This window comes from Radicibacter daui (assembly GCA_030657355.1).
Taxonomy (GTDB): Bacteria; Pseudomonadota; Alphaproteobacteria; order Radicibacterales; family Radicibacteraceae; genus Radicibacter; species Radicibacter daui.
The window spans coordinates 2,184,381-2,208,818 of sequence record CP131056.1; the positions used below are offsets into that span (position 1 = coordinate 2,184,381).

General features: G+C 61.8%; 20 protein-coding genes. All 20 read left to right on the plus strand.

Annotated elements, in window-relative coordinates; translation table 11 throughout:
* The first annotated feature begins 22 nt into the window (after positions 1 to 22).
* The 20 genes from QTL98_RS10265 (at position 23) to bamA (ending at position 24,428) form a co-directional block, all read left to right on the plus strand.
* Positions 23 to 1,537, plus strand: a complete 1,515-nt coding sequence (locus QTL98_RS10265) for an NADH-quinone oxidoreductase subunit M (protein ID WP_445678393.1) — start codon at positions 23 to 25, stop codon at positions 1,535 to 1,537.
* A 30-nt stretch (positions 1,538 to 1,567) separates the two neighbouring features.
* A complete protein-coding gene (gene nuoN, locus QTL98_RS10270) occupies positions 1,568 to 3,010 on the plus strand; it encodes an NADH-quinone oxidoreductase subunit NuoN (protein ID WP_445678394.1) in 1,443 nt (480 codons plus the stop codon).
* 2 nt (positions 3,011 to 3,012) lie between these two features.
* Complete coding sequence (locus QTL98_RS10275) at positions 3,013 to 3,819, plus strand: biotin--[acetyl-CoA-carboxylase] ligase (RefSeq protein WP_445678395.1); 807 nt, start codon at positions 3,013 to 3,015, stop codon at positions 3,817 to 3,819.
* On the plus strand, positions 3,803 to 4,576 hold the full coding sequence (locus QTL98_RS10280) for a type III pantothenate kinase (RefSeq protein ID WP_445678396.1): 774 nt from the start codon (positions 3,803 to 3,805) through the stop codon (positions 4,574 to 4,576). Before QTL98_RS10275 ends, QTL98_RS10280 begins: the two co-directional genes overlap by 17 nt.
* Entirely contained in the window at positions 4,573 to 6,246 is a 1,674-nt protein-coding gene (locus tag QTL98_RS10285; RefSeq protein WP_445678397.1) for a ribonuclease J, read from the plus strand. The genes QTL98_RS10280 and QTL98_RS10285 overlap by 4 nt, the downstream gene beginning before the upstream one ends.
* A gap of 101 nt (positions 6,247 to 6,347) precedes the next feature.
* Positions 6,348 to 6,632 carry a DUF1467 family protein gene (locus tag QTL98_RS10290; protein WP_445678398.1) on the plus strand — a complete coding sequence of 95 codons (285 nt, stop codon included), beginning with the start codon at positions 6,348 to 6,350 and terminating at the stop codon, positions 6,630 to 6,632.
* Positions 6,633 to 7,014: 382 nt separating this feature from the next.
* Complete coding sequence (locus QTL98_RS10295; protein WP_445678399.1) at positions 7,015 to 7,587, plus strand: hypothetical protein; 573 nt, start codon at positions 7,015 to 7,017, stop codon at positions 7,585 to 7,587.
* 142 nt (positions 7,588 to 7,729) lie between these two features.
* Complete coding sequence (gene proS / locus QTL98_RS10300) at positions 7,730 to 9,043, plus strand: proline--tRNA ligase (protein WP_445678400.1); 1,314 nt, start codon at positions 7,730 to 7,732, stop codon at positions 9,041 to 9,043.
* Positions 9,044 to 9,047: 4 nt separating this feature from the next.
* Positions 9,048 to 10,289: a lipoprotein-releasing ABC transporter permease subunit gene (locus tag QTL98_RS10305; RefSeq protein ID WP_445678401.1), complete on the plus strand. Its 1,242-nt coding sequence runs from the start codon at positions 9,048 to 9,050 to the stop codon at positions 10,287 to 10,289.
* Positions 10,282 to 10,989 (plus strand): ABC transporter ATP-binding protein, encoded by a 708-nt coding sequence (locus QTL98_RS10310; RefSeq protein ID WP_445678402.1) that lies wholly within the window; start codon positions 10,282 to 10,284, stop codon positions 10,987 to 10,989. The genes QTL98_RS10305 and QTL98_RS10310 overlap by 8 nt, the downstream gene beginning before the upstream one ends.
* 118 nt (positions 10,990 to 11,107) lie before the next feature.
* Positions 11,108 to 14,587, plus strand: coding sequence for a DNA polymerase III subunit alpha (gene dnaE, locus QTL98_RS10315; protein WP_445678403.1), 3,480 nt, complete (start codon positions 11,108 to 11,110; stop codon positions 14,585 to 14,587).
* 213 nt (positions 14,588 to 14,800) lie between these two features.
* Positions 14,801 to 15,589 carry a 30S ribosomal protein S2 gene (gene rpsB, locus QTL98_RS10320; RefSeq protein ID WP_445678404.1) on the plus strand — a complete coding sequence of 263 codons (789 nt, stop codon included), beginning with the start codon at positions 14,801 to 14,803 and terminating at the stop codon, positions 15,587 to 15,589.
* A gap of 131 nt (positions 15,590 to 15,720) precedes the next feature.
* The gene (gene tsf, locus QTL98_RS10325; RefSeq protein ID WP_445678405.1) at positions 15,721 to 16,647 is read left to right on the plus strand and encodes a translation elongation factor Ts; all 927 of its coding nucleotides are present in this window, start codon (positions 15,721 to 15,723) and stop codon (positions 16,645 to 16,647) included.
* 105 nt (positions 16,648 to 16,752) lie between these two features.
* On the plus strand, positions 16,753 to 17,487 hold the full coding sequence (gene pyrH / locus QTL98_RS10330) for a UMP kinase (protein WP_445678406.1): 735 nt from the start codon (positions 16,753 to 16,755) through the stop codon (positions 17,485 to 17,487).
* A gap of 62 nt (positions 17,488 to 17,549) precedes the next feature.
* The gene (gene frr / locus QTL98_RS10335) at positions 17,550 to 18,113 is read left to right on the plus strand and encodes a ribosome recycling factor (protein WP_445678407.1); all 564 of its coding nucleotides are present in this window, start codon (positions 17,550 to 17,552) and stop codon (positions 18,111 to 18,113) included.
* Positions 18,113 to 18,865: an undecaprenyl pyrophosphate synthase gene (uppS, locus tag QTL98_RS10340; RefSeq protein ID WP_445678408.1), complete on the plus strand. Its 753-nt coding sequence runs from the start codon at positions 18,113 to 18,115 to the stop codon at positions 18,863 to 18,865. The genes frr and uppS overlap by 1 nt, the downstream gene beginning before the upstream one ends.
* Positions 18,866 to 18,932: 67 nt before the next feature.
* Positions 18,933 to 19,748 (plus strand): phosphatidate cytidylyltransferase, encoded by an 816-nt coding sequence (locus QTL98_RS10345; protein WP_445678409.1) that lies wholly within the window; start codon positions 18,933 to 18,935, stop codon positions 19,746 to 19,748.
* 11 nt (positions 19,749 to 19,759) lie between these two features.
* Entirely contained in the window at positions 19,760 to 20,980 is a 1,221-nt protein-coding gene (locus tag QTL98_RS10350) for a 1-deoxy-D-xylulose-5-phosphate reductoisomerase (protein ID WP_445678410.1), read from the plus strand.
* Positions 20,981 to 20,993: 13 nt separating this feature from the next.
* The gene (gene rseP / locus QTL98_RS10355) at positions 20,994 to 22,091 is read left to right on the plus strand and encodes an RIP metalloprotease RseP (RefSeq protein ID WP_445678411.1); all 1,098 of its coding nucleotides are present in this window, start codon (positions 20,994 to 20,996) and stop codon (positions 22,089 to 22,091) included.
* A 21-nt stretch (positions 22,092 to 22,112) separates the two neighbouring features.
* On the plus strand, positions 22,113 to 24,428 hold the full coding sequence (bamA, locus tag QTL98_RS10360) for an outer membrane protein assembly factor BamA (RefSeq protein WP_445678412.1): 2,316 nt from the start codon (positions 22,113 to 22,115) through the stop codon (positions 24,426 to 24,428).
* The last annotated feature ends 10 nt before the right edge of the window (positions 24,429 to 24,438 follow it).

The following is a 24,438-nucleotide window of genomic DNA, read 5'->3' on the forward strand; positions in this document are numbered from 1 at the left end:
CGCGTGAGGCAGAGTAACTGACATGTCCGATTTACCGCTTCTGTCGCTAACGACGTTCCTGCCGCTCATCGGTGCGGTGCTCACGCTTCTCATCCCTGGCGATGAAAAGCAGGTAGCCCGCAATGCCCGCTGGGTTGCGCTGTGGACGACGGCGTTCACCTTCCTGGTGTCGCTCGGCATCCTTGCCGAGTTCGACCCGTCAAACCCGGGCTTCCAGCTCGTGGAGAATGTGGCCTGGTTGCCGGATTACGGCATCGGCTACAAGATGGGCGTCGACGGCATCTCGCTCGTCTTCATCCTGCTCTCCACCTTCTTGATGCCGCTGTGCATTCTGGCCAGCTGGGAAGCCATCCAGAACCGCGTGCGCGAATACATGGTCGCGTTCCTCATCCTCGAGACCTTCATGGTCGGGATGTTCTGCGCGCTGGATTTCATCCTCTTCTATGTGTTCTTCGAAGCTGTCCTCATTCCGATGTTCATCATCATCGGTGTGTGGGGCGGGCCGCGCCGCGTTTACGCAGCCTTCAAGTTCTTCCTCTACACCTTCGTCGGCTCGGTGCTGATGCTGCTGGCCATCATCGCCATGTACTGGCAGGCCGGCACCACCGACATCCCGACGCTGATCAAGACGGCTTTTTCGCCCGAGATGCAGACCTGGCTGTGGCTTGCCATCTTCGCCTCCTTCGCCGTGAAGGTGCCGATGTGGCCGGTGCACACCTGGCTTCCGGCGGCGCACGTCGAGGCGCCGACCGCCGGTTCCGTCATCCTGGCCGGTGTTCTCCTGAAGATGGGCGGCTACGGCTTCCTGCGCTTCTCCATTCCCATGCTGCCGCAGGCAACGCATGACTTCGCACCGCTGGTCTTCGTGCTCTCGGTGGCCGCCATCGTGATCACCTCGCTGATCGCGCTGGTGCAGAAGGATATGAAGAAGCTCATCGCCTACTCGTCGGTCGCCCACATGGGCTATGTGACGACGGGCCTGTTCACGCTCAATACCCAGGGCATGGACGGCGCGATGTTCCAGATGCTGAGCCACGGTGTGGTGTCGGGCGCGCTCTTCCTGTGCGTCGGCGTGGTCTATGACCGTCTGCATACCCGCGAGATTTCCCGCTATGGCGGTCTTGCTCGCTCCATGCCGAAATACGCCACCGTCTTCATGCTCATGATGCTGGCCTCCGTCGGTCTGCCGGGCACCAGCGGTTTCGTCGGTGAGTTCCTGGTGATCATGGGCTCGGTCGGCCACAACATGTGGCTGGGTCTCTTCATCGCCAGCGGCGTGGTGCTGGGCGCCACCTACATGCTGGTGCTCTATCGCGGCGTGATCTTCGGCAAGCTCGAGAAGGATGATGTCAAGGCGATGCCGGACCTCAGCTTGCGCGAGATTGCGATCTTCGCTCCGCTGGTGGTCGTCGTCCTGTGGATGGGTATCAGCCCCTCCAGCGTCAGCCATCTCTACGAAGCGTCGATCGCCAACATCATCACTACGCACCAGGCAGCGCTGGATGCGGCGGGTACCGTCGCTACGGCACTGCGTTGAGCCAGAACTTCGGGATGGATATCTAAGACCATGACCGCACTTCCCGACTTCGCCCCGGCGATCCCCGAGATCGTTCTTGCCGTCGCCTCGCTGGCCCTGCTGCTGGTGGGCGCCTTCAAGGGGGATGGTTCGACGCGCCTGGTTTCCTGGCTCGGTACGGCGGCTCTTGCTGTCGTGCTGGTGCTGGTGTGGGCAAATACCGGTGACAAGGCGCTGACCTTCGGCGGCATGTTCATTGCCGACCGCTTTGCCAGCTTCGCCAAGTGCCTCATCCTGATCGCTTCCGGCATCACCCTGGTGATCTCGCAGGACTATCTGAAGCTCGAGCGCATGGACCGGCCGGAATATGCCGTTCTGGTGCTGCTGGCGACGCTCGGCATGCTGATGCTGGTCTCCGCCAACGATCTGATGTCGCTCTATCTCGGCCTCGAGCTGATGAGCCTCAGCCTCTATGTCGTGGCGGCTTTCCGCCGCGATGCGGTGAAGTCCAGCGAAGCGGGCCTCAAGTACTTCGTGCTCGGTGCTCTCGGTTCCGGCCTTTATCTCTATGGCGCGTCGCTGGTTTACGGTTTCACCGGCACCACCAGCTTCACGCAGATCGCCACCACGGTTGGCAATGGCCCGTCCATCGGCCTGATCGCCGGTCTGGTGTTCGTGATGGCGTCGCTGGCCTTCAAGGTCTCGGCTGTTCCGTTCCACATGTGGACGCCGGACGTCTATGAAGGTGCGCCGACCTCGGTCACCGCTTTCTTCGCCGTTGCGCCGAAGATCGCTGCGCTCTGCCTCATGGTGCGTGTCCTTGTCGGTCCGTTCGGTCCGCTGGTCGACCAGTGGCAGCAGGTGGTGGTTTTCATCTCGCTCGCTTCCATGATCCTCGGCTCCTTCGCCGCCGTGGTGCAGAAGAACATCAAGCGTCTGCTTGCCTATTCTTCCATCGGCCATGTCGGTTTCGCGCTTGTGGGTCTTGCCTCGGGCACGGAAGAGGGCGTGCGCGGCGTGCTGGCCTATCTCGCCATCTACCTGTTCATGAACCTCGGTACCTTCGCCTGCGTGCTGGCGATGAAGGCCGGTGGCCGCATGGTCGAGGACATCAAGGATCTGTCGGGTCTTTCCCGCACCAATCCGCTGATGGCGCTCTGCCTTGCCGCCTTCATGTTCTCGATGGCAGGCGTGCCGCCGCTCGCCGGTTTCTTCGGCAAGCTCTATGTCTTCATGGCGGCCGTGCATGCCGGCCTCTATGCGCTCTCCATCATTGGCGTGCTCGCCAGTGTGGTGGCGGCCTACTACTATCTGCGCGTCGTCAAGATCATGTATTTCGACGAGCCGGCCGAAGCCTTTGACCGTGGCCAGTCCGGGGTCATCCGTTTCGTCATGGCGGCTTCCGCCGTCATCATCGCCATTGTCATCCCGCTGGCTCTCCAGCCGATGACCCATGCCGCACAGGCCGCGGCGGCGACGCTCTTCCTCGGATGAGCATGACTGCTCCTGAGAATGGCCGGGCGGATTTCCGCCTGGCCATTCATGATGAGCTCGACAGCACCAATCTGGAAGCCAGACGGCGGGCCGAGGCGGGGGAACCTTCCGGTCTTGCCATCCAGGCACGCCGCCAGACCGCCGGCCGCGCCCGTCGGGGCCGGTTCTGGGTCTCCCAGGGCGGTAATCTCTACCTGACATTGCTGCTGCGCCCGCCAGTGCCGTTGCGGCAGGTGGCGACGCTGAGCTTCCTGACGGCGCTTGCCGCCGCTGAAGCCGCCGATGCCGTGTTGCCGCCGCAGGCACCGCGCCCCGGCCTTAAATGGCCCAATGACGTTCTGATAGACGGGCGCAAGCTGACCGGTATTCTGCTGGAAAGCGATGTGGCGACCGATGGCAGCGCCGAATGGGTTGCTGTCGGCATCGGCATCAATGTCGCCGACCACCCCGAGGCGGTAGAACGTCCGGCAACCAGCCTTGTCGCCCATGGCAGCACCGCCGATGCCGACAGGGTGCGCGATCTGTTTCTCGATGCTTTTGCCCGCGGATATGGCGGCTGGCTTGAAAACGGCTTTGCCGCCGTGCGCGAGCAATGGCTGGAACGTGCCGTCGGCCGGGGGGAGAGGGTTGAAATCCGGCTCGAGAATGAACAGTTCTCCGGAGTGTTTTCCGGTCTCGACAGCGAAGGCGCGCTGCTGGTGGAAACACCGGCCGGCATGCGCAGCGTAAGTGCCGGGGACGTGTTCTTCCCGCAAGCCACAGGCATGAGCCAGCAGGACAAAGGAACGGCGCATGCTGCTGGCAATTGATGCGGGCAACACCAACATCGTCTTTGCGCTCTATGACGGGGCTGAGCGGCGCACGCTCTGGCGCTGCGCCACCGAAGCACGGCGGACGGCGGACGAATATGCCGTCTGGCTTTTGCAGCTGATGCAGCTCGTCGGGCTCGGTGCCGGCGATGTGGACGGGGCGATCATCTCCAGCGTCGTGCCGGCGGCAACGCCTCATCTCGACCGGCTTTGCACCAAGCATTTCGCCGTCAGGCCGATGGTCGTCGGCGCCGCCGATGTGAAGCTTGGCATTGACGTATTGCTCGACAGGCCCGAAGAAGTGGGCGCCGACCGGCTGGTGAATGCCATTGCCGGCCGCGATATGCACAAAGGCGCCTTCATCGTTATCGACTTTGGCACCGCGACGACCTTCGATGTGGTCGATGAAGCGGGGGCCTATTGCGGCGGTGTGATTGCGCCGGGCATCAATCTTTCGGCAGAAGCGCTTTACCAGGCCGCGGCCAAATTGCCGCGCGTGGATGTGCAGCCGACGCAAAGTGTTATCGGCACCAACACGGTGGATGCCATGCGCTCGGGCCTTTACTGGGGCTATATCGGCCTCATCGAAGGCCTGGTGGCGCGCATCAAGGCCGAAACGGGTGTGCCGATGAAAGTGATCGCAACGGGCGGGCTGGCGCCGATGTTCGCCAATGGCACGCCCGTTATTGAAGAAATGGACGGCGACCTGACACTCAGGGGCCTGCAGATGATTTACGAACGGAACAAGACTAGATGAACAAGTCAGACGATCCTTTTCGCCCCGGCCGGGATGCGGTGAGTTTCATACCGCTCGGCGGTACGGGCGAGATTGGCATGAACATGGCCCTTTATGGCTATGATGGCCAATGGATCATGGTTGACTGCGGCATCGGCTTTGCCGATGAGCGCACCCCCGGTATCGACGTGCTGTTTCCCGACCCCAGCTTCATTGTCGAGCGCAAGGGAAGCCTTGCGGGACTGGTGCTGACGCACGCGCATGAAGACCATCTGGGCGCGGTACAATATTGCTGGGAGGCGCTTGGCGCCCCGATTTACGCCACGCCTTTCACCGCCTCGGTGCTGCGCCACAAACTGAAAGAAAATGGCGTCAACGGCATCGAGATCAACGTCATCCCGCTGTCTGGCCGCTGCGATGTCGGCCCGTTCGATATCGAGTTCGTCAATCTGACGCACTCGATCCCGGAGCCGAGCGCGCTGGTACTGCGCACGCCGGTTGGCACCATCGTTCACTCGGGCGACTGGAAGCTCGACAAGGACCCGGTGGTCGGTCTGCCGCCCGATATCGAGCGGCTGCGCCAGGTGGGCGAGGAGGGTGTGCTGGCCCTGGTGAGCGACAGCACCAACATCTTCGAGCCCGGCCATTCCGGCTCGGAAGCCTCGGTGCGCGACAGCCTGACCAAGCTTTTCGGCACCTATGGCGAACGTATCGCCATTGCCTGCTTTGCCACCAACGTTGCCCGCCTGCACAGCATCGCCGTGGCGGCGGAGGCCAATGACCGCACCGTGGCGCTGGTGGGTCGCTCGCTCTGGCGCATCAACATGGCGGCGCGCGAGACCGGTTACCTTACCGATCTGCCCGATTTTGCCTCCCCTAGCGATGTCGGCCTCATTCCGCGCGACAAGCTGGTGATGATCTGCACCGGTTCTCAGGGCGAGCCGCGCTCGGCGCTGTCGCGCATCGCCTATCAGGATCATCCCGAAGTGTCGCTGGATGCCGGCGATACCGTGATCTTCTCCTCCCGCGAGATCCCCGGCAACGAGAAGGATATCGGCGCGGTGCAGAACGCGCTGGCCCAGCGCGGGGTTGAGGTGGTGACGGCGGACGATGCCTTCGTCCATGTCTCCGGCCATCCCAATCGCGGCGATGTCGAGCAGCTTTACCAGTGGCTGCGGCCGAAGATTTCCATCCCTGTGCATGGCGAGGAACGCCATCTGCGCGCCCATGCCCGTCTGACAGCGGAATGGCAGGTGCCGCATTCAGTGGTGCCGCAGGATGGCGCGCTGATCCATATCCGCCCCGACGGGGCGGAGATCGTTGACCATGTGCAGTATGGACGCATTGCCGTTGACGGTACGCGCCTTGTGCCGATGGACGGAAACCAGCTGCGCACGCGCCGCCGCATCATGCATCAGGGCGTGGTGCTGGTGACGCTGGCGCTGGATTTCCGCGGCAAGCTGGTCGCCGAACCGCAGATTGCCGCCCCCGGCCTTCTCGACGAGGAGGAGGACGAGGACGAGATGAACGAACTGATCGGCCTTGTGGAAGAGAGCGTGCGCTCCCTGCCGGCGCGTATGCGCGAGGACGATGAGGATGTGGAAGAAGCCGTGCGGGTGGCGGTTCGCCGTTGGACGCGCCGGCTCATGGACAAGAAGCCCGTCGTCAGGCTGCACATCGTCCGCGTCTGAGTTCAGAAGGCCCTCCCCGGTCCGGTACCCGGACCGGGGAGGGCCTTTTGCGGGGCGCCGGCCGGCCATGACGAAAGAGGCATGGGGAGGGGAGGCGCCCGATGGGCATCGTTTCTGTGGTTGCAGTTTATTTCGTCGTCTGGTGGCTGATGCTGATGGTCGTCTTGCCCTGGGGCGTGCGACGGGACGATGCGCCGGAGGTCGGCAATGACGCCGGTGCTCCGGTCAACCCGATGATCCCGAAAAAACTGTTCTGGAACTCGGTGCTGACGGCCGTGGTAACTGCCGTCATCTATGTGCTCGCCAGCCATAACCTCATGTCGCTGGAGACATGGTTCCACACGCCGGAGAACTGGTATCTGAAGGAACAGATGCCGGACAAATAGGGACAGGACGCCACTGGCGTCTGCTTCCAGCCGTTTCGGGTAAGGCCGCCGATTCTCGTAAAAAGCCGTTATCGTTCGGGAAAAATCCGCGGCGACGGCAAGCGCGCTGAGCGGTTCGTTAGCAAACTATTGTTCAAAAAATCATCACATGACGAATTGCTCGGCAAATGAGCAAAAACATCAAAAAAATAAGGCAAGCAGCCGTCTCGGCGCTTGCCTCATCATTTAATCGCATTCACCCTGACCACGGTGAGAGGTTGATCCTCTCCTTCGCTTGGTGGCGATTCCTCCCTAAACTTGGACCGCGTCGCGCAAGTGGCGCGGTTTTTTCTTTTTCTTCGTCGCGAGAACGGAGACTAGGGGAAGGGGCCGACGACGTCACTTGAATTTGCGCAATTTTCTCACAAAATTTATCCTGTCAGGCGCCATTTTCTGTTGCGCCGCAAAAACAGGAACCGGCCAGATGGCGCGGATTGGCTTTCCAGAATGCATAAAAATGGCGCTTTTGGCGGCAAGCCTGCTGTTTGCGGCTATGCAGCAAAGTCCGGCGCAAGCTCAAACGACGCAGGGTGGCACAGGCGCACAAAATGGTGCTTCGGCGCCTCCTCGTATCGAAGTTCGGGTAGACTCGACCGCTTGCCAGTCGCTGATCGAGTATAAAGAGCCGCCCGGCGTCGAGTATCAGCCGGGCGTGGACGCAAAGGGGCGGCATGTTGCCCCGGCGGACCTCAATGGCGTGCCGCAGGTCAAACTTCCGGACAGCATCGATGTCCCGCTGACACTCGATGTGCTGGAAAATAGCGGGATTACCGCGCCCGCAGGGATGGAGGGCAAGTTGCCGCTGGGGAAACTTACCTTCAAGGGCAATGCCGTCTATCTGAACGGGCAGCGTCTGGGCGGGCGCGATACCGCTGCCCTTGAGCAGGCCTGTCGCAAGGCTGGCCTCATTCGCTGACGCGAGCGGGGGCAACCCGATTGTTTCAAGGGGCGTTGCGGCTCCATGGACAGCGCTGCCGGCATTGCCTAAAGTGCCGCCGCCTTTGCGCCTTTTTCGGGCGCCATATCAGCCAGACATTTTTTCACCGGAGTTTTGCCCGATGCGGCTCAGCGCATATTTCCTGCCGACGATGAAAGAAAACCCCGCCGAAGCGCAGGTCGTCTCCCATCGTCTCATGCTGCGCGCGGGCATGATCCGCCAGCAGAGCGCTGGTATCTATGCCTGGCTGCCGCTGGGTTTCCGGGTGCTGAACAAGATCGCCGACATCGTGCGCAGCGAGCAGGAGCGTTTCGGCGCTATCGAGATGCTGATGCCGACTATCCAGTCGGCCGACCTGTGGCGCGAAAGCGGGCGTTATGACGCCTACGGCCCCGAGATGCTGCGCATCATCGACCGGCATGAGCGTGAAATGCTCTTCGGCCCGACTAATGAAGAGATGATCACCGACATCTTCCGCAACACGGTCAAGAGCTACAAAGACCTGCCGAAGATGCTCTACCACATCCAGTGGAAGTTCCGTGACGAGATCCGTCCGCGCTTCGGCCTGATGCGCGGGCGCGAATTCCTGATGAAGGATGGTTACTCCTTCGATCTCGATTATGAGAGCGCCCGCAAGGCCTATAACCGCATGATGGTGGCCTATCTCAACACCTTCGCCCGGCTTGGCCTCACCGCCGTTCCGGTGCGCGCGGATACCGGCCCCATCGGCGGCAATCTCAGCCACGAATTCCAGATCCTGGCCGAAACGGGCGAGAGCGAGCTCTTTGCCGACCGCGATCTGCTGGAAGGTGGCATCCTCAAGCGCAATATCGGCCCGACGGATGATGTCGATGCCTATGTGGACGAGGTGACGGCCTTCTATGCTGCCGCCGACGAGATGCACGAGGCCGCCAATTGCCCGGTGCCGGCTGAAAAGCTGATGGCGCGCCGCGGCATCGAGGTTGGCCACATCTTCTATTTCGGCACCAAATACTCCGAGGCGATGGGCGCCCAGGTCATTGGCCCCGGCGGTGAGCCGGTGACGGTGCATATGGGCAGCTACGGCGTCGGTGTCTCCCGTCTGGTCGCCGCGATCATCGAGGCGAGCCACGACGACAACGGCATCATCTGGCCGGAGAGCGTTGCCCCGTTCAAGGTCGGCCTCATCAGCCTGCGTGCCGGCGATGCCGAAGTCGATGCCGCCTGCCAGAAGGCCTATGAGACGCTGACCCGCGCGGGCGTGGACGTGCTCTATGATGACCGCGACGAGCGTGCCGGCGCCAAGTTTGCCGACATGGACCTCATTGGTCTGCCCTGGCAGCTGCTGATCGGGCCGAAGGGCCTCAAGGCCGGCGTGGTCGAGCTCAAGAACCGCAAGACGGGCGAGCGCCAGGAAGTCTCTCTGGAATCCGCTCTCGCCCAGCTGGGTGCCTGATCCAATGCTGAATGCCTTCGAGCGGCAGGTCGCTTTCCGTTACCTGCGCCCGCGCCGGAAGGAAGGATTTATCTCGGTGATCGCCGGGTTTTCCTTCCTCGGCATCCTTCTGGGGGTGGCCACGCTCATCATCGTCATGTCGGTGATGAACGGTTTTCGCGAGGAACTGGTGGGCCGTATCCTCGGCATTAACGGACATATGCATGTCTATGCCGCCGGAGGCGATCTGGATGATTACGAAGCACTGGCTGGCAAGCTGCGGCCGGTGGCGCATGTGACTTCAGTGGCCCCGATGGTGGAGCAGCAGGCGCTGGTACAGGCCAATGGCCGTGCCAACGGCGCTATCGTGCGCGGCATGAGCGGGGATGACTTTGCCGCTTTGCCGCTGATCGCCGCCAATATTGAATCCGGCGATCTCTACAAGTTCGGCGGCGATGGCGTTGCAATTGGCCAGCAACTGGCCTGGCGCATGGGCGTGCGCGTAGGCGATGACATTACGCTGCTGGCGCCGGGCGGGGCAAAGACCGCCTTCGGTACGGTGCCGCGCGCCAAGGCCTACAAGGTGGCGGTCATCTTCAAGGTTGGCATGTATGAGTATGATAACGGTTACGTCTTCATGGGGTTGGACGCTGCGCAGCGCTTCTTCTCCATGGGCGAGAAGGTAACCGCACTCGAAATCCGCCTCGACAAGCCGGATAATGCCAGCATCGCCCTTGCCGACCTCAAGCAGGCGGCTGGCCGGCCGGTGCGCATTCTTGACTGGCAGCAATCCAACGCCAGCTTCTTCGGGGCAATCCAGGTCGAGCGCAACGTCATGTTTCTCATCCTGACGCTCATCATTCTGGTGGCGGACTTCAACATCATCTCCAGCATGATCATGCTGGTGAAGGACAAGACGCGGGATATTGCCATCCTGCGCACCATGGGTGCCTCGCGCGGCTCCATCATGCGCATCTTCTGCCTCGCCGGTGCCAGCATCGGTGTTATCGGCACGGTCGCCGGACTGCTGCTCGGCCTCGTCTTCTGCGAGAATATCGAGGCAATCCGCCAGGCGATCCAGACGCTGACCGGCACCCAGCTTTTTCCGGCCGAGGTTTATTTCCTCAGCCAGTTGCCGGCCAAGGTGGAACCAGGCGAGGTGATGGTGGTCGGTACCATGGCGCTGGTGCTGTCTTTCCTGGCGACGATCTATCCGGCCTGGCGGGCAGCCCGGCTCGATCCAGTCGAGGCGCTTCGTTATGAGTGATGTTGTCTCCGCCGGTGCCCGGCCGGTGCTGGAGCTCTCGGGTGTGCGCCGCTTCTACAAGCAGGGCGGCAGCCAGCTGGATGTGCTGACCGGGCTCGATCTCAAGGTCATGCCGGGAGAGATGGTGGCACTGGTCGGTCCGTCCGGTTCCGGCAAATCCACCCTCTTGCATATCTGCGGCCTGCTGGACCGGCCGGATGAGGGATCGGTGCGTATCGGCGGCACCGAGACGCGCAAGCTCTCCGAGGGGGCGCGCACGAAGCTGCGCAACAGCGAACTGGGCTTCGTCTACCAGTTCCACCATCTGCTGCCCGAATTCTCGGCCGTGGAGAATGTCGCCCTGCCGCAGATGATTGGCGGGGTGTCGCCGGCAGCTTCACGCGCCCATGCTGCGGGACTTCTGGAGCAGGTGGGGCTGGGGCACCGGGTAAAGCATCGCCCGTCCGAACTTTCCGGCGGCGAGCAGCAGCGCGTTGCGATTGCCCGTGCGCTTGCCAACAAACCGCGCCTGCTGCTGGCGGACGAGCCGACCGGCAACCTGGATGAGCACACCGCCGAAGGGGTGGTAGAAGTGCTGCTTCAGGTGGTGCGGGAGACGGGCCTTGCTGCCCTTATCGCCACGCATAATCTCGATCTTGCCCGCCGCATGGATCGCGCTGTGACCATGCATGAAGGAAAGCTCGCTGTCTGGCAGGGTTAAGGCGTTGCAGGGCGGGCTCTCACACCATTACTCTCGGCGATAGTTCTCCTGCCGGCAGCCTGTTGGCCGTCGGGGACCGGGAGGCATTGCGGGTCAAGCATAAAGGGGCAGGCTGGAGATGACCGGCTTCATTCATCTGCGGGTGCATTCGGCCTATTCGCTGGCGGAAGGCGCCTTGAAGATCAAGCCGCTCATCAAGCTCGCTTCCGGTCAGGACTGGCCGGCGATTGCCATTACCGACACCAACAACATGTTCGGCACGCTGGAGTTCGCGGAAGCGGCGACCGGCGCCGGCATGCAGCCAATCATCGGCTGCCAGCTTGGCATCACCCCCGTTGTCGAGGACCCGACGTTGCGGCCCTGGGCCAAGGGCAGGGCGCAGCCTGTCGTTTTGCTGGTACAGAACGAGAAGGGTTATCTGAACCTGATGGAGCTGGTTTCCCGCGCCTTCATGCAGAGCGACGGGACCTCGCCGGTTCAGCTTTCACTTGAACAGATGGACGGGCTGACCGACGGGATCATCTGCCTCAGCGGCGGCGCCGGCGGCCCTCTGGGTCATGCGGTTCTTGCGAACAAGCCGGATGTTGCGGCCAGCATGCTGGAGACGTTCGGGAAACTCTTTCCCGGACGGTTTTATATTGAACTTCAACGCCATGGCCTTGCTTCTGAAGCCCAGACCGAAGAAGCTTTTCTTGAGATGGCGTATGAGCGCGGCCTGCCGCTCGTTGCCACCAACGACTGCTTTTTCAGCAGCCACGCCCAGTATGAAGCGCACGATACGCTGCTGTGTATTGCCGAAGGCGCCTATCTGAATGAGGCGGACCGCCGCCGGGTGACGGTTGACCACCGCCTCAAGACCGCGGCGGAAATGGTTGAACTCTTTGATGATTTGCCGGAGGCAACAGCCAATACGCTGGTCATCGCACAGCGCTGTGCCTACTACCCGAAGAAGATCGACCCGATCCTGCCGCCCTTTGATTCCGGCGACGGTCGCGATGAGGGCGACGAGCTTTTCGAGCAGGCGCGCGAGGGCCTGAGGCAGCGGCTTGAGGTTCATGTCTTCACGAAAGACATGAATGAGACCGAGCGGGAAGAGGCTGCCAAACCTTATTGGGAACGGCTGGATTATGAGGCCGGGATCATCCGCCAGATGGGGTTCCCGGGTTACTTCCTGATCGTGTCGGACTTCATCAAATGGGCAAAAGCCCATGATATTCCTGTAGGTCCCGGTCGCGGTTCGGGCGCCGGCTCGGTGGTTGCCTGGGCGCTGATGATCACCGATCTCGACCCGCTGCGCTTCGGCCTGCTGTTCGAGCGCTTCCTGAACCCAGAACGCGTCTCTATGCCTGACTTCGACGTCGACTTCTGTCAGGACCGGCGCGAAGAGGTGATCGGCTACGTGCAGGACCGCTACGGGCACGACAAAGTCGCCCAGATCATCACCTTCGGTAAGATGCAGGCGCGCGCGGTGCTGCGAGACGTCGGCCGCGTGCTGCAGATGCCCTTCGGCCAGGTCGACCGCATCTGCAAGATGGTGCCGAACAACCCCGCAAACCCTGTGACCCTGCAGGAAGCGCTCGACGGCGAACCCATGCTGCAGGCGCAGGTGGAAGGGGATGAAACCGTCAAACGCCTCGTCGAAATTGCGCTGGAACTTGAAGGACTTTACCGCCACGCCTCAACCCATGCCGCAGGCGTGGTGATTGGCGACCGGCCGCTGCACCAGCTTGTGCCGCTCTACCGCGATCCGCGCTCCGACATGCCGGTCACCCAGTTCAACATGAAGTTCGTTGAATCGGCCGGCCTCGTGAAGTTCGACTTCCTCGGCCTCAAGACGCTGTCGGTGCTGACAGAGGCGGTGCGTCTTATCAAGGATAGTGGCACCGAGCTTGATCTGGCAGCCCTGCCGCTTGATGACGTCAAGACATACGAGATGCTGGCGCGGGGTGAATCCACCGGCGTGTTCCAGCTTGAAAGTTCGGGCATGCGCGATGTGCTGCGCAAGCTGAAGCCCAACCGGTTCGAGGACATCATCGCACTTGTGGCGCTCTACCGCCCGGGCCCGATGGACAACATTCCGCGCTACATCTCGGTGAAGGAAGGCAAGGAGGAGGCGGACTACCTGCATCCGATGCTGGAGCCGATCCTCAAAGAGACCTTCGGCATCATGATCTACCAGGAGCAGGTCATGCAGGTGGCGCAGGTGCTGGCGGGCTATACGCTCGGCGGCGCCGACCTTCTGCGCCGCGCCATGGGCAAGAAGATCAAGGAGGAGATGGACAAGCAGCGTGCCATCTTCGTCGAAGGTTCGAAGGAAAAGAACAACGTCGAGGCCGATCAGGCCGGCCTCATCTTCGACCAGGTGAACAAGTTCGCCGGCTACGGCTTCAATAAGTCCCACGCCGCTGCCTATGCGCTGGTCGCTTACCAGACCGCCTATCTCAAGGCCAATTTCCCCATCGAGTTCATGGCCGCGACCATGACCTACGATCTCAACAACACCGACAAGCTAGGTTTCTTTCGCCAGGAACTGGTGCGCCTCAAGATTCCGCTCCTGATGCCCGATGTAAATGTCTCGGGCCCGTTCTTTACCGTTGAGCGCGCAGAAGGCGGCAAGGCAGCAGGCGTGCGTTACGCGCTGGCGGCCATCAAGGGTGTGGGCGAGGCCGCGATGCATGCCGTGGTCAAGGAGCGGGAAGAGAAGGGCCGGTTTGCTGATCCGTTCGATTTCGTCGAGCGCATTGAGCTGCAGCATCTCAACAAGCGCGGGCTGGAGCGGCTGATCTGGGCCGGTTCCTTCGATACCATCGACGCCAACCGGGCGCGGCTCGTCTCCGCACTCGAGATGCTAATCCGCCACGCCCAGAGCCACCACGCGGAAAAGAACAGTGCTCAGGTGAGCCTCTTTGGCGGGGACGATCCGGCCTCGCGCTTCCGGCCCAACCTGCCGCAGGTGCCGGACTGGCCGCCGCTGGAGCGGCTTAAATATGAATTCGATGCCATTGGCTTCTATTTGTCAGCTCATCCGCTCGATGCCTCGGAAGCGGCGCTGAAGCGCCTTGGTGCGGTGCGCTATGCCGATCTGGCAGCCGCTGTGCGCTCCGGCGCTGCCGGCACGCGGCGCGATATCGCCGGCATCGTTGTCGGCCGGCAGGAGCGGCGCTCCAAGAGCGGCAAGCGCTTTGCTTTCGTGCAGGCCTCGGACCCGAGCGGCGTTTTCGAACTTACGCTCTTCTCCGAAACACTGATTCAGTGCCGTCCGCTGCTGGAGCCTGGAACGCCGCTGATTATCACTGTCGATGTACAGGTGATGGGCGAGGATATTCGCCTGACCGCCCAGAAGGTGCGCCCGCTCGACGAGGTGATCTCCAACGCTCCGGGCGAGGTGCGCATCCTGCTGGGCGCGCAGGCCCCGGTGGATGTGCTGAAGAGCCTGCTGGAGCGCGAGGGCAAAGGACGAAACAAGGTTTATCTCGAAGTAGACCTTGAGGATGGCAAGGCCGCGGAAATTCTCTTGCCCGGCCAGTGGATGGTGAGCGCCCCTGTGCGGGCGGCCCTTAAAGGCACGCCGGGGGTAAAGGCGCTGATCGAGGCGTGAGCCGCGCATCCCGACATCTGGCCACGCTTCGGGCTTGCATCGGCGCGCGGCGGGCTGTATCAAGCGCCCGTCGTGTAACTCCACACGTGAGCTCGCGGCTGCGTTTCCTTGTCTGAATGACAGGAGACTCGGTTCGCTCCGGTGTCCGTTTCCGCTTCGGCGGGCCGGGCAACGCTCACGGAGGCTTAACCGGAAAAACCAAGGATCTATAAAATGGCAATGCCGACCTACACCATGCGCCAGCTGCTCGAAGCTGGTGTGCACTTCGGTCACCACACCCGTCGCTGGAACCCGAAGATGAAGCCGTTCATCTTCGGTGTGCGCAACGGCGTGCACATCATCAACCTGGAAAACACCGTTCCGATGCTCCATCGCGGCCTGCAGGCCGTGCGTGACGTCGTCGCGGGTGGCGGCCGCGTGCTCTTCGTCGGCACCAAGCGCCAGGCCCAGGAAAAGATCGCCGAGGCGGCTGCCCGCTGCGGCCAGTACTACGTCAACCACCGCTGGCTCGGCGGCATGATGACCAACTGGCGCACCGTCACCAACTCGATCAAGCGCCTGCGTGAGCTTGAGCAGCGTCTGGGCGAAGGCGCCCAGGGCCTGACCAAGAAGGAAACGCTGGATCTCACCCGTGAGCGTGAAAAGCTTGATCTGACCCTCGGCGGCATCAAGGAGATGGCTGGTCTGCCGGCCATTCTCGTGATCATCGATACCAACAAGGAATCGATTGCCGTTCAGGAAGCCAACAAGCTTGGCATTCCGGTTGTCGCCATCGTCGACAGCAACAGCAACCCGGATGGCATCACCTATCCGATCCCCGGCAACGACGACGCCATGCGCGCCATCGAGCTCTACTGCGACCTCTTCGTGGGCGCGGTGCTTGACGGTCTGCAGGCCGAGATGACCGCTGCCGGCGTTGACATCGGTGAGCTCGAGAATGCTCCGGAAGAAGGCGTCGAAGACGCCTCTGCCGGCGAGGAAGAGCAGGCGGCCGAGGCCTGAGAAGCCGTTTGATTTGAAGAGGCTTCCGGGAGCGGCCAAGGCATGCCCCCGGGAGCCTTTTTCTTACACAAGGTTCCGCTAGTTATCCCGAGCCCGGACTGCCGGGCGAGATCAGGAAAAGAGGAAAAGAGATGGCGCAGATCACCGCAGCTCTGGTTAAGGACCTTCGCGAGAAGTCCGGCGCCGGCATGATGGATTGCAAGAAGGCCCTCTCCGAGGTGGATGGCGACATTGAAGCCGCCATGGACTGGCTGCGCAAGAAGGGTCTGTCGGCTGCCGCCAAGAAGGCCGGCCGTGTTGCCGCCGAGGGTCTGGTGGCCGTCGCGCAGGGCGACAAGGTTGCCGCCGCGGTTGAAGTCAACTCCGAGACCGACTTCGTTGCCCGCAACGACAAGTTCCAGGGCTTCGCCGCCGCCGCCGCTTCCGTGGCGCTCGGTACCGGTACCGACATTGAAGCGCTGAAGGCTGCTGCCTATCCGGGCGCCGGCCACAGCGTGCAGGACGAGCTGACCTCACTCATCGCCACCATCGGCGAGAACATGGACCTGCGCCGTGCCGCGACGCTGAGCGTCAAGGAAGGCGTGGTGGCCAAGTACGTCCACAACGCCGTTGCCGACGGCCTCGGCAAGATTGCCGTTCTGGTCGCGCTGGAATCCACCGGCGACAAGGCCAAGCTGGAAGAGCTGGGCCGTCAGATCGCTATGCACATCGCTGCCGCTCGTCCGGAAGCGCTCAACATCGCCGATGTCGATGCTTCTGCGCTCGACCGTGAGCGTGACGTTCTCTCCGAGCAGGCCCGCGCCAGCGGCAAGCCGGAAGAGATCATTGCCAAGATGGTCGAAGGCCGCCTGCGCAAGTACTACGAAGAAGTTGTGCTGCTGGAGCAGGTCTATGTCATCGACGGCGAGAGTAAGGTGAAGCAGGTCGTCGAGGCCGCTGCCAAGGCTATCGGCGCCCCGGTTGCCCTGACCGGCTTCGTCCGCTTCCAGCTCGGTGAAGGCATCGAGAAGAAGGAAGAGGACTTCGCCGCCGAAGTCGCCGCGACGCTCAAGGGCTGATCGCTAAAGCAAGAGGGGTTCCGCCATAATGGCGGGACCCCTTTGCCTTTATGGCGCCCAGTTGATTGTTCAAACATCCTCATCAACCGCATGCGGGGGCATGAAATGGCCGATACGCCACGTTTCAAGCGCGTTCTCTTGAAGATTTCCGGCGAGGCGTTGATGGGGGACCGGTCCTACGGTCTTGATCCGAACATGGTCTCCCGCGTCTGCGACGAGATCAAGTCGGTGGTCGATCTTGGGGCCGAAGTTTGCCTGGTGGTCGGTGCGGGTAACATCTTCCGCGGCGTGAGCGGCGCCTCCGCCGGTATCGAGCGGGCCACGGCCGATTATATGGGCATGCTGGCCACCGTGATGAATGCGCTGGCCCTGCAGGGTGCGCTTGAGGACAAGGGCGTGCCGACGCGCGTGCTCTCCGCCATCCCGATGGCGACCGTTGCCGAACCCTATATCCGTCGCCGCGCCGTACGGCACATGGAGAAGGGCCGCGTGGTGATTTTCGCTGCCGGCACCGGCAACCCTTTCTTCACCACCGACACCGCTGCCGCACTGCGCGCTTCCGAAATGGGCTGCGATGCGCTCCTGAAGGCGACCTCTGTCGACGGTGTCTACGATGCCGACCCCAAGAAGGTGCCGACCGCCAAGCGTTTCGACAAGCTTACCTATCTCGATGTGCTGTCGCGGGATCTCAAGGTGATGGATGCGGCGGCGATTTCGCTTGCGCGCGAAAACCGCATTCCCATCATCGTATTCTCTATTTTCACCGCTGGTGCCTTTTCGCAGGTCGTCTGCGGCAAGGGCGTCTTCACCATCGTGACCGACGAGGACGCGGCGCAGTAAGGCTGCAGCCGCAAGGAAAGGGCGCTCCGCCGATACGGGGTGGTCCGGATTTGGAGGAATGAATGGCTGACAATGGATTTGATGCCGGTGACGTAAAGCGCCGTATGGAAGGCGCCGTTGAGTCGCTGAAGGTCGAGTTTTCCGGCCTGCGCACCGGCCGCGCTTCGGCAAACCTGCTGGAGCCGGTAACGGTCGACGTCTACGGCTCGCGCATGCCGCTCAACCAGGTCGGTACCGTCGGTGTGCCCGAACCGCGCCTGCTGACGGTGACGGTATGGGACCGCGGCCAGGTCAAGGCGGTGGAAAAGGCGATCCGCGAGGCGGGGCTTGGCCTCAATCCGCAGACCGAAGGCTCCACCATCCGTGTGCCGATCCCCGAGCTTAATGAAGAGCGCCGCCGCGAACTGTCCAAGGTTGCAGCCAAATATGCCGAGCAGGCCCGTGTCGCTGTGCGCAATGTGCGCCGCGACGCCATGGACAAGCTGAAAAAGCTGGCCAAGGATGGCGACATCACCGAGGACGAGCAGCACAGCAAGTCCGACGAGGTTCAGGGTCTTACCGATACTCATATCAAGAAGATCGACGAGACGCTGGCTCATAAAGAAAAAGAGATCATGCAGGTCTGATGTCTACCGTGCAGCCCCCTGTGTTTGCCGCTTCCAGCGAGGTCGATAACGGCACCGTGCCGGCCCACATTGCCATCATCATGGATGGCAATGGCCGGTGGGCGCTGTCGCGCGGCCTGTCGCGCAGTGACGGGCACAGGGCCGGGGTGGATGCCGTCGAGAGGGCGGTCAACGCCGCTCTCGATGCCGGGGTCGGTTATCTGACGCTTTACGGTTTCTCGACCGAAAACTGGCGCCGTCCTCCGCTGGAGGTCGCCTCGCTGATGGGGCTGGTGCGCGAAGTCTTTGGCCAGGGATTCATCGGCCGGCTGCAGGCCAAGGGGGTGAGGGTTCGCTTTATCGGCGACCGTTCCGCCTTGTCGCGTGACGTTAACTGGGTGATGGATCGCGCCGAAAATGTGACCCGCAACGAAAAGCGCCTGCTGCTGACCATCGCCTTCAATTACGGTAGCCGCCAGGAACTGGTCGATGCCGTGCGCAGCGTTGCCGCCCAGGTGGAAAGCGGCACGCTGAAGGCGGCGGACGTAACCGAAGAGACCGTGGCGGGCAATCTGATGACGGCAGGTTTGCCGGATCCGGATTTGCTGATCCGGACGTCGGGCGAAAAGCGCATCAGCAACTTCCTGCTCTGGCAATGTGCCTATGCCGAGCTGGTTTTTTCCGACGTGCTGTGGCCGGACTTTTCGGCCGAGCATTTCGATGCCGCCCTTTCGGAGTTTCGGGCAAGGCAACGTCGTTTCGGCGCTGTGTAGGTATAAACGCCGTTAGGGCACCTATTGTCGTCTGGCTTTTCCAGCGGCCCCAGTCAAGGCTTGCAGAGTGGCGCTTCCCAAAGATCTGTTGCCCCGTTTTCTTTCTGCCAGCGTGCTGGCGCCTGTCGTTCTTGTCGGGCTTTGGCTCGGCGGCACGGTTTTTACCCTCATGATGGCGGTCATTGCGCTCGTCGGCGTTTACGAATGGACGCGCATCTGCGGAGCACCACGCCGGGACTGGCCTGTATGGGCAGCACTCGCTCTCACGATCCTGAGCATAGCCACTTCGGCAACGCTGGGATCGGGCGCTGGTCTGATAACGGTACTGGCCGGAGCGGTCATCTTCCGGGTTGCACTGTTCTTTGCCCCTCTTGCGCGCAACCTGACGGCCTTCGGCCTTGCCTATGTCACCATTGCTGCGATTGGGCTTGTCTGGCTGCGCTCCATCCCAGAAATCGGTGCAGAACTGGTCGTTTGCCTGCTGGTGGCCGTATGGGCGACCGACATCGGCGCCTATTTTTCCGGCCGGCTGATTGGCGGCCCCAGGATTGCGCCCTCCATCAGCCCCAACAAGACATGGGCTGGCCTGATCGGGGGCATGGCCTGTTCCGGCCTGGTCATGGCGCTGCTGGCGGATGTGCTGTTCGATATTGACTGGCCGCTGCATGTGCCAGTCTTCGGCGCCGGTGCCCTGCTGGCGGTAGTGGCGCAGGTTGGCGATTTTGGTGAATCCGCGCTAAAGCGACGCTTCGGCGTCAAGGACAGCGGGCATATCATCCCGGGACATGGCGGCGTGCTTGACCGGGTAGACGGCGTGCTCTCCGCAGCGCCGGTGATGGCTATCGTTATCTTCCTCGCGCGAGCAAACGGGTTCGAGTTTTGAGTGTCGCAGCGATGAAATCTGCAGTCGGTAATGGCGCGTCGAGACCCGGCACGGGGACGCCTGATCCGCGCGTCATCTCCATTCTGGGCGCTACCGGTTCAGTCGGGACCAGCACGGTCGAGGTGATTGCAGCCAATCCCGGGCAGTTCGCCGTCGAGGCGGTGACGGCGGGCTCGAATGCCGAAGGGTTGGCTCAGCTTGCCCGCAGCTGCGGTGCACGTTACGCCGCCATTGCTGACGAGGCGGCTTATGGCGACCTCAAGAGAGCGCTGGGAGGCAGCGGTATCGAAGCAGCGGCAGGAGAGGCTGCTGTGATCGAGGCGGCGCGCCGGCCAAGCGATATGGTGATGGCTGCTATCGTCGGCGCGGCGGGCTTGGCGCCCACCATGGCGGCCATCGAGCGCGGCGCACAAGTTGCTTTTGCCAACAAGGAAGTGCTGGTTTGCGCCGGGCCGCTGGTCATGGCGCGTCTCGGTGAAACCGGGGCTGTGCTGCTACCTGTGGACAGCGAGCATAACGCCATATTCCAGGTCTATTCCGGACGTCGTGACGATATTCACCGGCTGATCCTGACCGCGTCCGGCGGGCCGTTCAGAAGCGCCACGCGCGAGCAGATGGCGGCCGCGACGCCAGAGACGGCGCTGAAGCATCCGGTCTGGTCGATGGGGGCCAAGATCTCTATCGACAGTGCGACGATGATGAACAAGGGCCTTGAGGTGATCGAGGCGGCCTATCTGTTCGACATGCCGGAGCCGCAGGTGGATGTTCTCGTGCACCCGCAATCGATTGTGCACAGCCTGGTTGAGTACAAGGATGGTTCCATTCTGGCGCAGCTTGGCTCGCCGGATATGCGCACGCCGATTGCCCATGCGCTGGCCTGGCCGGAGCGTATATCCTCCGGTGCCGAACGCCTTGATCTTGCCGCCATGAGCAGCCTTTCTTTTGAAGCCCCGGACGAGGTGCGGTTTCCGGCCCTGCGGCTTGCCCGGCAGAGCCTGAAGGCTGGCGGCGGGGCGCCGACGGTCCTCAATGCAGCGAACGAAATGGCGGTCGCTGCCTTTCTGGAGCGGCGGATCGGTTTCCTGGAGATTGCGGCGGTGGTGGAAGAGACGCTCGGCCGGGCGGCACTGCCGCAGGTGCTGACGATTGACGATGTGATTGCCCTTGACCGGGAGGCCCGGCAGGTGGCGAGTGGCGTGATCGCCGACGGCCTGACGCGCCGGGCGGTCTGACGGGGCAGATGGAATGATTCACGGACTGTTATCAAGCCTGCTGCCTTTCCTGGTCGTGCTGACGGTGCTCGTCTTCGTGCACGAGCTTGGGCACTACCTGATCGCCCGTGCGGCTGGTGTGCAGGTGGACGTATTTTCGATCGGTTTCGGGCCGGAACTGTTCGGTTTCAATGACCGGGCTGGTACGCGCTGGCGCTTCAGCGCCATCCCGCTTGGCGGTTACGTGGCCATGCATGGTGAAGGGGACGGGTCGGAAGAGCCGGATCCGGCCGTATCCTTTGCCCACAAATCGGTCGCCAAACGGGCCGCGGTGGTGATTGCGGGCCCGGCGGCCAATTTCCTCTTCGCCATCGTGGTTCTGGCCGGGCTGTTCATGACTGTTGGCCAGCCCTACAGCGTGCCGGTCATCAGCGACGTGACCGCAGGAAGCGCTGCCGAACGTGCCGGGCTCAAGCCCGGAGATACCATCCTGTCGATCGACGGATCGGGGGTCGAGCGCTTTGAGGATATCCAGCAGCATGTGCAGCTCAATTCAGGCACGTCGCTGGATATCCGCATCCGCCGCGATGGCGTGGAGCAGGAGATTACCGCGACCCCGGATGTGGTGACGTCGAAGGATACGCTCGGTAACGAGTTCAGCCATGGGCTGCTCGGTATTCGCAGCGGGGTTGTCGATTACCGTCGCCATGGGCCGGTCGACGCGGTTGGTGGCGCGGCGCAGGAGACCTGGGGCATGTCCAAGGCCATTCTGGTGGCCCTCGGTCAATATATCGCAGGCAAGCGTTCGACGCAGGAACTGGCGGGGCCTGTCGGTATAGCGCAGCTTTCTGGACAGGTCGCGCAGGCCGGTGTCCTGCCGGTCATCAATCTCATGGTCATCCTGTCGATCAATCTCGGCCTGATCAACCTGCTGCCGGTGCCGATGCTCGATGGCGGTCACCTCGTGTTTTTTGGTATTGAAGCGCTGCGCGGCAAGCCGCTTGGCCAGAGAGTCCGAAATTTTAGTTTCGGCGTCGGATATGCTTTGGTATTGACGCTCATGGTCTTTGCGACCTGGAACGACCTGCGTCGTCTTCAGGTTTTTGACTTTTTACAAAAACTTATGTCCTGAGGCGGAAAGTTGGGCTGGGGGATGATGTCAACGCGTGGGCGACTGTTTTCGTCACTGAGTGCGGTCGCTATTGGCTCGGCTCTGGCCTGTTCCGCCCCGCTGGCGGCGCTGGCCCAGACCGACAGTGCCCAGCAGCTTCCGGCGGGCACCATCGCCCGCGTGGAGGTGGTGGGCGCGCAGCGTATCGACCCGGAGACGATCCGTTCCTATCTGACGCTGGGACCCGGAGATCCGTTCGACGGTCGCAAGATTGATGCTTCGCTCAAGCAACTGTTCCAGACCGGGTTGTTCTCGGACGTCAATCTGAAGCGGGATGGCGATGCGCTGGTAGTAACCGTCAGCGAAAATCCGGTCATCAATCGCATTGCCTTCGAGGGCAACGAGCGCATTAAGGATGATGCGCTTCAGAACGAGATCGAATTGCGCCCGCGCGTGGTCTTCACCCGCACAAAGGCGCAGACTGATGTTGAGCGCATCGAAGAGCTCTATCGCCGTCAGGGTCGTTATGCGGCCAAGGTCGTGCCCAAGATCATCCAGCAGGAGCAGAACCGCGTCGACCTCGTGTTCGAGATCGATGAGGGGCCGCTTAGCAAGATCCGGCGCATCCAGTTTGTCGGCAACCATCGCTTCAATGACGATCAGCTGAAAGAAGTCATCCAGAGCAAGGAAACGCGCTGGTATCGCTTCCTTTCCAGCACCGATGTTTACGATCCTGATCGTATGACGTTCGATCGTGAATTGCTGCGGCGCTATTATCTGAAGAACGGCTATGCCGACTTCCGGGTATCGTCAGCTATTGCTGAGTTAACGCCTAACCGTGAAGACTTCTTCATCACCTTCACTGTTGAGGAAGGGGAACGTTACCAGCTTGGTGATGTGACCGTGACCAGCGAGGTTCAGGGCCTCAGCACGGAAGCTCTTCAGGGTGCTGTTGGCATCAAAAAAGGCGACTGGTACAACGCCGACGCGGTGGACAGCACCATCCAGGCGATCCAGCAACGCGCCGGCGACCTGCAGTTCGCCTTCATCGATGTGACGCCACGCGTGCGGCGTAATCGTGAGAAGCACACGCTCGACATTACGCTCGTGGTGCAGGAAGGCCGCCGTGCCTATGTCGGCAAGATCAACATTACCGGCAATGTGCGCACACTGGACGAGGTCATCCGCCGCGAGATGGAGCTGGTGGAGGAAGATCCCTTCAACGTCGCTGCATTGCGCCGATCGGAAAAGCGCATCAAGGATCTCGGCTTCTTCTCCAAGGTCGATGTCTTCACCCAGCCGGGTGAGGTGCAGGACAAGGTGGATGTCGAAGTTAACGTCACCGAGCAGTCGACGGGCGAACTCAGCTTCGGTGCCGGCTTCTCGACCAGCGATGGCCTGCTGGGGCAGGTCAGCATGCGCGAGCGCAATCTGCTCGGTCGTGGTCAGGATTTGAAACTTTCGACGACGCTCTCCTTCAAGAGCTCGCTCTATGATGTCAGCTTTACGGAACCCTACTTCCTCGATCGTAAGCTCGCTGCCGGCTTCGACCTCTATCACACCACCCGTGATAATCAGGATGAGAGTTCATACGACCTGACGCGAACCGGCCTTGGTCTGCGTCTGGGATATGATCTGACTGATGAGCTCAAGCAGGACCTAGGCTATACAATCGCACAAACCAAAGTTGACAATGTAGATGACGACGCTTCGCTGCTGATCAAGGAGCAGGAGGGCAGTCGTATCAAGTCTGCTGTGACGCAGAAGCTGACCTTTGATGCGCGCGACAGCAAACTTTTCCCGACGTCCGGTTATGTGCTGACACTCAGCAACGAACTGGCAGGTGTCGGCGGAGACCAACGCAGCCTCCAGACTGTAGGCCAAGCGGCTTATTATATTCCGGTTTCCGAAGGATGGACCCTGTCGATCGGAGGAGAAGGCGGTTCCATCTTTGGCATTGGCCAGGATGTACCGATTTACGAGCGTTTCTTCCTGGGCGGCAGCAGCTTCCGTGGTTTCGAGTCCGGCGGTCTTGGGCCGCGCGACCGTAGCACCGGCGACGCTCTTGGCGGCGAAGGGTACTTCAAGCAGACCAACGAGCTCAGCTTCCCGCTCGGCCTTCCCGATGAACTGGGCGTCAGCGGGCGTCTCTTCACCGATATCGGCAGCATTGCGGGTGTGAGCGATACCAGTGGTGCCGATGTTGTTGATGATTTTGCCATCCGCGCTTCCACCGGCTTTGGTGTGTCCTGGCGCTCGCCGTTGGGCGTCATCGCTATCGACTACGGCATCCCGGTGATGAAGGAATCCTACGACAAGACGGAATCCATCCGGATCAGCTTCGGTACGAGTTTCTGATGTTCTGCGG

Bases quoted from the DNA above. Each gene is read 5' to 3' on its own strand.
- QTL98_RS10350 (WP_445678410.1), top strand. From the start codon at position 19,760: ATGAAATCTGCAGTCGGTAATGGCGCGTCGAGACCCGGCACGGGGACG.
- QTL98_RS10285 (WP_445678397.1), top strand. From the start codon at position 4,573: ATGAACAAGTCAGACGATCCTTTTCGCCCCGGCCGGGATGCGGTGAGT.
- bamA (WP_445678412.1), top strand. From the start codon at position 22,113: ATGATGTCAACGCGTGGGCGACTGTTTTCGTCACTGAGTGCGGTCGCT.
- uppS (WP_445678408.1), top strand. From the start codon at position 18,113: ATGTCTACCGTGCAGCCCCCTGTGTTTGCCGCTTCCAGCGAGGTCGAT.
- proS (WP_445678400.1), top strand. From the start codon at position 7,730: ATGCGGCTCAGCGCATATTTCCTGCCGACGATGAAAGAAAACCCCGCC.
- QTL98_RS10290 (WP_445678398.1), top strand. From the start codon at position 6,348: ATGGGCATCGTTTCTGTGGTTGCAGTTTATTTCGTCGTCTGGTGGCTG.
- dnaE (WP_445678403.1), top strand. From the start codon at position 11,108: ATGACCGGCTTCATTCATCTGCGGGTGCATTCGGCCTATTCGCTGGCG.
- QTL98_RS10280 (WP_445678396.1), top strand. From the start codon at position 3,803: ATGCTGCTGGCAATTGATGCGGGCAACACCAACATCGTCTTTGCGCTC.
- QTL98_RS10310 (WP_445678402.1), top strand. From the start codon at position 10,282: ATGAGTGATGTTGTCTCCGCCGGTGCCCGGCCGGTGCTGGAGCTCTCG.
- QTL98_RS10305 (WP_445678401.1), top strand. From the start codon at position 9,048: ATGCTGAATGCCTTCGAGCGGCAGGTCGCTTTCCGTTACCTGCGCCCG.
- QTL98_RS10275 (WP_445678395.1), top strand. From the start codon at position 3,013: ATGACTGCTCCTGAGAATGGCCGGGCGGATTTCCGCCTGGCCATTCAT.
- frr (WP_445678407.1), top strand. From the start codon at position 17,550: ATGGCTGACAATGGATTTGATGCCGGTGACGTAAAGCGCCGTATGGAA.
- pyrH (WP_445678406.1), top strand. From the start codon at position 16,753: ATGGCCGATACGCCACGTTTCAAGCGCGTTCTCTTGAAGATTTCCGGC.
- rseP (WP_445678411.1), top strand. From the start codon at position 20,994: ATGATTCACGGACTGTTATCAAGCCTGCTGCCTTTCCTGGTCGTGCTG.
- QTL98_RS10265 (WP_445678393.1), top strand. From the start codon at position 23: ATGTCCGATTTACCGCTTCTGTCGCTAACGACGTTCCTGCCGCTCATC.
- tsf (WP_445678405.1), top strand. From the start codon at position 15,721: ATGGCGCAGATCACCGCAGCTCTGGTTAAGGACCTTCGCGAGAAGTCC.
- rpsB (WP_445678404.1), top strand. From the start codon at position 14,801: ATGGCAATGCCGACCTACACCATGCGCCAGCTGCTCGAAGCTGGTGTG.
- nuoN (WP_445678394.1), top strand. From the start codon at position 1,568: ATGACCGCACTTCCCGACTTCGCCCCGGCGATCCCCGAGATCGTTCTT.